This is a genomic window from Streptomyces sp. NPDC048504, assembly GCF_043200035.1.
Taxonomy (GTDB): domain Bacteria; phylum Actinomycetota; class Actinomycetes; order Streptomycetales; family Streptomycetaceae; genus Streptomyces.
Map to the genome: position 1 here is coordinate 1 of NZ_JBICXA010000042.1, position 7,315 is coordinate 7,315.

The 7,315-nt window shown below is 70.7% G+C and carries 5 protein-coding genes; 1 reads left to right on the forward strand and 4 read right to left on the reverse strand.

From position 1 onward, the window contains the following. Nucleotides 1-138: 138 nt before the first annotated feature. Complete coding sequence (locus tag ACGFY9_RS48780) at nucleotides 139-1,761, reverse strand: protease pro-enzyme activation domain-containing protein (RefSeq protein WP_393765632.1); 1,623 nt, start codon at nucleotides 1,759-1,761, stop codon at nucleotides 139-141. 141 nt (nucleotides 1,762-1,902) lie between these two features. Further along, nucleotides 1,903-4,779 carry an AAA family ATPase gene (locus ACGFY9_RS48785; RefSeq protein ID WP_393765634.1) on the reverse strand — a complete coding sequence of 959 codons (2,877 nt, stop codon included), beginning with the start codon at nucleotides 4,777-4,779 and terminating at the stop codon, nucleotides 1,903-1,905. Between the two features lie 248 nt (nucleotides 4,780-5,027). Between ACGFY9_RS48785 and ACGFY9_RS48790 the strand changes: the two genes are divergently transcribed. Next, nucleotides 5,028-5,174 carry a hypothetical protein gene (locus ACGFY9_RS48790; protein WP_393765636.1) on the forward strand — a complete coding sequence of 49 codons (147 nt, stop codon included), beginning with the start codon at nucleotides 5,028-5,030 and terminating at the stop codon, nucleotides 5,172-5,174. A 94-nt stretch (nucleotides 5,175-5,268) separates the two neighbouring features. On the opposite strand, the gene ACGFY9_RS48795 is transcribed toward ACGFY9_RS48790, so the two are convergent. After that, nucleotides 5,269-5,928, reverse strand: a complete 660-nt coding sequence (locus ACGFY9_RS48795; RefSeq protein ID WP_393765638.1) for a YceI family protein — start codon at nucleotides 5,926-5,928, stop codon at nucleotides 5,269-5,271. Between the two features lie 184 nt (nucleotides 5,929-6,112). Next, nucleotides 6,113-6,892 (reverse strand): polysaccharide deacetylase family protein, encoded by a 780-nt coding sequence (locus ACGFY9_RS48800; protein WP_393765639.1) that lies wholly within the window; start codon nucleotides 6,890-6,892, stop codon nucleotides 6,113-6,115. Between the last annotated feature and the right edge of the window lie 423 nt (nucleotides 6,893-7,315).

The following is a 7,315-nucleotide window of genomic DNA, read 5'->3' on the forward strand; positions in this document are numbered from 1 at the left end:
CGGGGGGCTTGGTGCGTGTGGGCGGGGCGGCCCCGTCAACTCATTTGTGGTGTGCGGCGTTCTTTGTTTTACACCCCCGCGGGCGGCGGGTTTAGGCCCCCCCCCGCGCTTCATTCATCGGTGTTCAGCCACTTGCGGTCAGCCGAGCAGCTTGGTCGCCAGGGTCGCGGCGTTGTACGAACCCCAGCCGGTGGTGAAGTCCCAGCCGCTGGCGGCGGAGTAGGCGCCGTTGCTGCCGCTGGTGATGTCGTGGAAACCGGTGCCGCTCGCCGTGTAGAGCGCGGGGTTGGCGAAGCCGAGGTTGGCCTTGCCGGCCGCCGCGGCCTGCTGGTTGTAGAGCGCGCCGAACGCCGCCCACTCGGGCGCGGCGGCGCTGGTGCCGCCGACCGTGCCCCAGCTGCCCTGCGAGTAGATCGAGACACCGGGGCTCGGGTTCGCGAGCGCCGACACGTCCGGGACCTGGCGGTAGCCGCCGCCCGCGGTCTTCTGCACCGCGGTCTGCCAGCTCGGGATCTTGAAGACGGAGGACTTGCCGCCGCCACCGCCCGACCAGGCCGTCTCCTTGCTCCACGCGTTGGCGGAGGTGACGGTCAGCGTGGTGCCGCCGACGCCGGTGACGTACGGGTCGGCGGCCGGGTAGTCGACGGTGGTGGTGCCGTCGCCCGCGTCGTCCGAGCCGTCGTCGCCGGAGGCCGCGTAGAAGCCGAGGCCCTCGGCCGCGCCCGCCTTGAACACGGCGTCCACGGCGTTGATGTTGGAGGTGGTGCGCTGGCTCTCGGAGGCGCCCCAGCTGATCGAGGTGGTCGGGATGCCGCTGTCCACGATGGCCTGGTAGGTGTCGACCTCACCGGCGTCGGAGTTGGGACCCTCGAAGACCGTGACGTTCGCCTTGGGGGCGATCGCGTGCAGGACCTCGATGTCCAGCTCGACCTCGACCTGACCGTCACCGAGCGCGCCCGAGCCGCCGTCAACCTTCGACACGGTCGGAGTGGGGGATCCCAGGCTGTAGTTGGTGTCGTACTTGGTGATGTTGGACTGAGCGAAGCCGTCGAACTCCAGCAGCGCGATCTTCTGGCCGCTGCCGGTGTACGTGCTGGAGACGTTGTAGCCGCCCTTGATCTGGGCCGGGGTGTAGCCGCCGCCGGGGCCGTTGTGCGGGTTGACCTTGGCGGACCCCTGGTGGTGCAGCTGGGCGCGGTTGTTGAGGCCGGTCACGTCGCTGACCAGGCCGGCGATGCCGGTCGGCAGGGTCGGCGCGGTCTCGTTGGCGTAGAACGCGCGGCCCGACTTGGTGTCCTTCCACGTCGACAGCTTGGTGCCGAACGCCCTCTCCAACTGCGCGGCGGTGCCGCTGGCGTCGACCAGCAGGTTCCCCGAGTGGACCTTGCCGACGGTGAGACCCTGGGCGCGCAGATACTCCTTGACCTGCTTCACCTCGGCGTCGGTCCGGCCGAACCGGGCCGCGAACTGAGCCTTCGTCAGATAATGCCCGTAGGAACTCGACCGCGGATTACTGACGTCGGCGACGAACGTGTCGAGGGACTTGTCGTTTCTCGGGGTCAGGCTGATGGCCACCGATATGCGCTTGGCGGCGGAGACGGCGCCGGTTCGGGCCGCGTCGTGGTTCAGGCCCTTGAGGACATCTCCCGCGATGGCGGCGCGAGTTGTGTGCGGCTGGGCGGCGGCGTAGGCGCTGGGAACGGCGGCGGCGAGCAGAGCCGGTACGGCGACCAGACCGACCAGTTTCAGTCGTGACGTCACTGAGGTCCTCCGAGGAGTGGGGGGTTGTTGTCCCGGAAGGGGAACGGCTTCACCGTAGGAACATCAGCCCCACCCGCATAAGCGGGGGAACCCTTGCGTTGTGTGTTAACTGCGGATGTCACGTGAACCGCGGATGACAGGTCAGCGGCGGTTGTCGAGCGTCCGGGACGTACGGACCCGGCCGGGCTGACTGACCGTCACCGCCGGTGTCGTGAGCTGCTGTTGGTCGTCGTCGCCGACGCTCACGGTCGCCGCGCCGGACGCGATGACGGCGACCGCCATGGCATGGGCGAGCGCGGTCCGTGAGCGGACGCCGACCTTGCGGTAGACCCGCGACAGTGTGCCCTCGACCGTCTTCACGCTGATGAACAGCTCCGCTGCGACTTCCCGGTTGGTGGCTCCGCCGCCGACCAGTTCGGCCACCCGCGCTTCCGTGGGCGTGAGTTCGGGCCGCCCCTCACCGTCCCGGTCACCGGCCTCCAGCCGGGTCAGTTCGTCCCCGGCCCGCGCTGCCAGCGGAACGGCGCCGATCCGCGTCGCCGTCTCCCATGCCTCGCCGAGAGCGGTGCGTGCCGCGTTCCGGTGCCGCGCCCGCCGTTCGACCGCGCCGAGCGTGATCAGGGTGCGCACCAGGTCTACGGGCAACGGGAGTTGACGCAACCGCTCCACGGCGGCCCGCAGCCGTACCGCCCCTTCCTTCGCCCGGCCGAGGCCAGCCTCGCGCAGCCCCTCCGCCCGTTCCAGCGCGGCCAGTACGCTGCCTGGCGCGTCGACGGACACCCGCTTCCGGGCCTCGTCGATCACGGCACCGGCCGCGTCCGTCTCGCCGAGCACGACCAGGGCCTCGGCCAGGTCGCTGTACCAGTGCAGCAGGGGCGGATCGGCGGCGGACATGGCCGCGCCGAGTTCCTTGACGCGCTGCAGCGCCTCGACCGCGGCGGCGGCACCACGCGGGTCACCGGCGAGCAACTCGGCCTGCCCCAGCACCGCCAACGCGCGTAGCAGGAACAGCCGGTCGCCGTCCGCCTCCGAGGCCCGCACCGCCTGCTCGGCGAACTGCCGCGCCTCGTCGGCGGTCCCGCCCGCGGTCGCCGCGAGCGCCGCCGCGTACAACGCCGGAGCGGCCTGTACGCCGGTCTCGGCCACGGCACGTGTGCAGCGGGCGGCGGTCTCCAGGGCCTCCCTGCAGTGCCCGGCGCGTACTTGGATCCGGGTGAGGGCCACCAGGGTCGCCATGACCTCCTCGACCCCGGCGAACTCCCCGATCTCCGCGAGGAGTTCGGTGACCCGCTGCTGGGCCTCGGTGACCTTGTCGGAGTCCAGGGCGAGGATCGCCCGCATCCGGATCAGCCCCCAGCTCTCCGGCCCGGCACCGGCGCCACCGGCGAGCGCGAGCGCCTCCTCCAACGCGATGTCGGCGGCGACCGGTTCGCCGCCCAGGGAACGCACCCGGGCGAGCGTGGCGAGCGCCCCGATCCGGGTCTCCGTGTCACCGACCACGGCCGCCTGCCGGGCGGCGCGCCGAGCATGCCGGGCCGCGTCCTCCAACTCCCCGCACAGCAGGCCCCGTACGGCTGCCCAATGGTGCAGCCACGCCTCGGCCTCCGGATCACCGTCGGCGTCCCGGAGCCCCTCCTCGATCAGGGCATGCGCACCCTTCAACGCCTGTCCGGCGTTGCGCAGCAGGACCAGCCGCGCCCGCACCCGCTGCCGCGCGGAACCCGACCCGGCGAGCACGGTCTCGGCCGCCTGCCCCGCCTCCTCCAACTGCCCCGCGTCACACGCGTATTCGGCCGCCGCCAACAACCGGTCGGCGCGCTCCACCGGATGGTCGCCGGGCGTGCGCCGGGCCGCGAGCCCAGCCAGTTCGAAGGCGGCGTCGGGCGCACCGTCACGACGGGCACACTCGGCCGCGGAGATCAGTGTGCGGGCCGTGGTCTCGTCCTCGTACGGGTGGGCGAGCGCCAAGTGCCGTGCGTGCTCCACGGGTTCGCCGACCGCACCGGCCAGCAGCGCGTGTGCTCGTCGGCGCTCGTGTTCCGCAGCGTCGGCGTAGACGGCGGCCCGGATCAGCGGATGCCGGAAGCGTACGGTCCCGTCGGCGTCGGCCGTCGCGACCCCGAGCGGCTCTGCCTCCGCGAGGTCGGCGGCGGGGTCATGCAAACCGGCGGCGCGCAGCAGCGTGAGCGTGGGGCGGGCGGCGGCGCTCGTGACGAGGAGGGTGCTGCGCGCGGATTCGGGCAGCGTGCGCACCTGGTCCAGGAGCAGGGCGCGCAGCCGTCGGGGTACGGGCAGGCTCCGGCCGAGGCCGACGGCCGCACCGTCGCGCGGGGCCGCCCGCCCCAACTCCCGTGCGTACCAAGGGTTTCCGGCGGCGGTGTCCTGGACGGCCCGCAGCACCGCCGGTGGCAGGTCGGTGGGGAGGAGCTGTGCCACCTCGTCGTCCGTCAGGGGTGGCACGGGCAGTTCGACGGTGCCGGGTGGGCAGCAGTGCGGCCGTTCGGGCTGCTCGTCCTCAGCCACCCGCTCGGCGGCCACCACCCGTACGTCGAGGCCCTCGACACGGCGTACGGCGAAGGCGAGCACCTCGGCGGTCGGCTCGTCGAGCCACTGGAGGCCGTCGAGGACCAGCAGCACGGGGCCGACGGCGGCGAGGGCGCGCAACACGTCGAGAACGGCGACCCGGATCGCGAGCCGGTCCCGGTCCGCGTCCGGTGTCTCGCCGCGCAACAGGGCTGCCCGCAACGCCACTTGGGGCTCGGGCGCCAGGGCCGCCAGGCAGCTCTCCGGCACCCGTGCGAACAGGTCCACGAGACCGGCGAACGGGAGCCGGGCGTCCTCCTCGGCGGGGGAGCAGTGCAACACCGTCCCGGCAGGCTGGACATGAGCGGCCGAGGACGCCACGAGGGCAGCGACCAGTACGGACTTGCCGATCCCCGCAGGGCCGTGGAGAAGTACTCCGTGACGGTTCGTCAACTCGGCCCGGGCGGTGTCGAGCAGCTCGCGACGGCCGGTCAATGACCGTACTTCCACGGCGAGTCCAGGGACGGAGCGCAACCGGAGCCGAGGGCGGGGCAGGTGGACCGGTGCGTGAGGCGGGTGTGGCGGAGCCCCGGATATTTCGGCATGTGTTCATGACAACCGGTGCGGAATCGGCTTGTCAATGACGGTCGGTGTGTCGCCGGTCCGCGAAGGAACTGCGGCCCGGGTCCGGCAACCTGCTTCGTCGGTCATTTGGCGCATGATCTCGATCTGAGTCCGACGTAGTGACTGATTTCCTGCATGCCCTCGCCCCGGGCCGCCTCGCCGACCTCACCGTCTGGGACCAGGACCCGGCCCACTGCCAGAGCGACGCCCTGCGCGACCTGAACCCCGTCCACACGATCGTCGGCGGCTGTCCCGTCACCCGGTAGGGAGACCGCACGGCAGGAGACGACTGGAGACGACGGGCGACATACGACTCGCCCGGCGCGCAGCGACACGGCGTCCGGGCGAGCAAACGATGTGTCAGGCGGCCGGCATCGTCCGGATCGCCGCGATGTCGAACTGGAGCCGCACCTTCTCGCTCACCATCGCGCCCCCCTCGGCCAGCCGGGAGTTGTAGGTCAGACCCCAGTCGGAACGGTCGATGGTGGTGGTGCCGTCGAAGCCGACGCGCTCGACGCCGAACGGGTCGGTGACATGGCCGATATAGGTGAGTTCCAGGACAACGGGACGAGTGACGTCCTTGATGGCGAGATCGCCGAGCATGCGGTAGACATCGTTGCCGGCCATTTGCACCGCGGTACTGGCGAACCGCATCCGCGGGAAGTTCGCGGAGTCCAGGAAGTCACGGCCGACCAAGTGACCGTCGCGTTGTTCCACTCCGGTGTCGACGCTGCCGGTGGACACCACGACCTCGGCCTGCGAGCGGGCGGGGTTGCGGCCGTCAAAATAGAGCCGGCTTTTGTATTCGGCGAAAGACCCGCGCACGGTCGTCACCATCGCGTGCCGGACGGAGAAGCCGATCCGGCTGTGCGCGGGGTCGATCATCCACTCTCCGGTCAGCGCGGCCAGGGCCGGATCGGGCAGGCCGGAGGGGGTGGAGGCCGGTGGGGCGGCCGGGCGTTTCGGGACGGCGGGGGGTGCCGAGCGGCGGAGGGGCGCAGCACGGTTGAACAGGTTCATGTGTCACGTAGTTACTGCACGCCTGAAATCGCCGCAAGCCTTCATCGGGAACCGACAGCAGCGCGAATCGGCACTGACACGGTTAAATACCGCCACCTCGCGGGCCGTTACACATTTCCCACACATATTCGTCACCTGAAAAACAGCGAACGCCAATTCGACGCACTGTTCGGCACGCCACCGTTCAGCGCACAGGGAATCCGAACGAATAACCCTGCTGCTTCAGCCACGGGAGGATCTCGCGCAGCGCGGCCACGGTCTCCGAGCGGTCGCCGCCCGCGTCGTGGAACAGGATCGTCGGCCCGTTGGGCAGTTCGCTCTTGACGGTGGCGATGATGGCGTCCGTGCCCGGGAGTTCGAAGTCCTTGGAGTCGACGTTCCAGCCCAGCGGACGCATCCCCTGCGAGGCGGCGAGGTGCCGGCTGTACGGCGTGAAGGCGCCGCCCGGCGCACGGTAGTACAGGGGTCGGACACCGCCGGACGCCTTGGTGATCATGCTCGCGGCGTTCAGGATCTCCTGCGACTGGTACGACTCGGACTTCTTGTCCATCGTCGTGTCGTGCGACACCGTGTGGTCGCACAGCCGGTGCCCGGCCGCCACGACCGCCTTGACCAGATCGGGGTGGGCCTCGGCCTCGGGGCCGATCATGCAGAAGGTGGCCTTCACCCCGTACTCCTTGAGCACTTGGAGCACCTGCGGTGTCCAGGTCGGGTCCGGCCCGTCGTCGATGGTGATGTTGACGCCCCGCGCGCCCTTGTCGGAGGCGTGCACGATCTCCTCCGACACGGTGGCCCGGGCGGGAGCCGAACTGGCCGCGGAGGGACGGGCGGAGCCCCCGGCGCCCTGCGCGTCGACGACACCGGCCTGCGCGGTCCACACCGACGTTGCCGCCGCCACCGCGGTCACCCCGACCGCCGCCGCGAGTACCCGCCCGTACCAACCCCGCCCACCGTGCCGTGCCATGTCAGCCTGCCCTTGTCCTGGTTGATCGACTCCGTGCACTCGTCAGGACGGCGTAAAGGCGGGGGAGGATGCGCCTGTTACGGATCACGGACAATTTCGCGGGAGTTCCGAGACGCAGGCTCAACGAGCGGACAGCGCAGAGGTTTCGCGACCGCAGTGGGTACCGCAACTACTCACACCCGGGCACTGAGTCCTACCGCGACGCCTACAGTCCTAGGGGGCCGGGCACGTCGGCGCAATTGGGTGGCGGTGGCGCTCGCGGACCAGACCGGGTGGGGAGACCTGTTGACGTGCGATGTCGCCCGGTAGATGCCGGATAGTTCGGGGCGCCCATTACCTTCTTTGTAAAGCCCGGTTCGGGCTCGTGGCCTCCAGGTCCGGTAGGACTCTTTGCCCCTGTTGTTGATGATCCGGGGGGTGCTG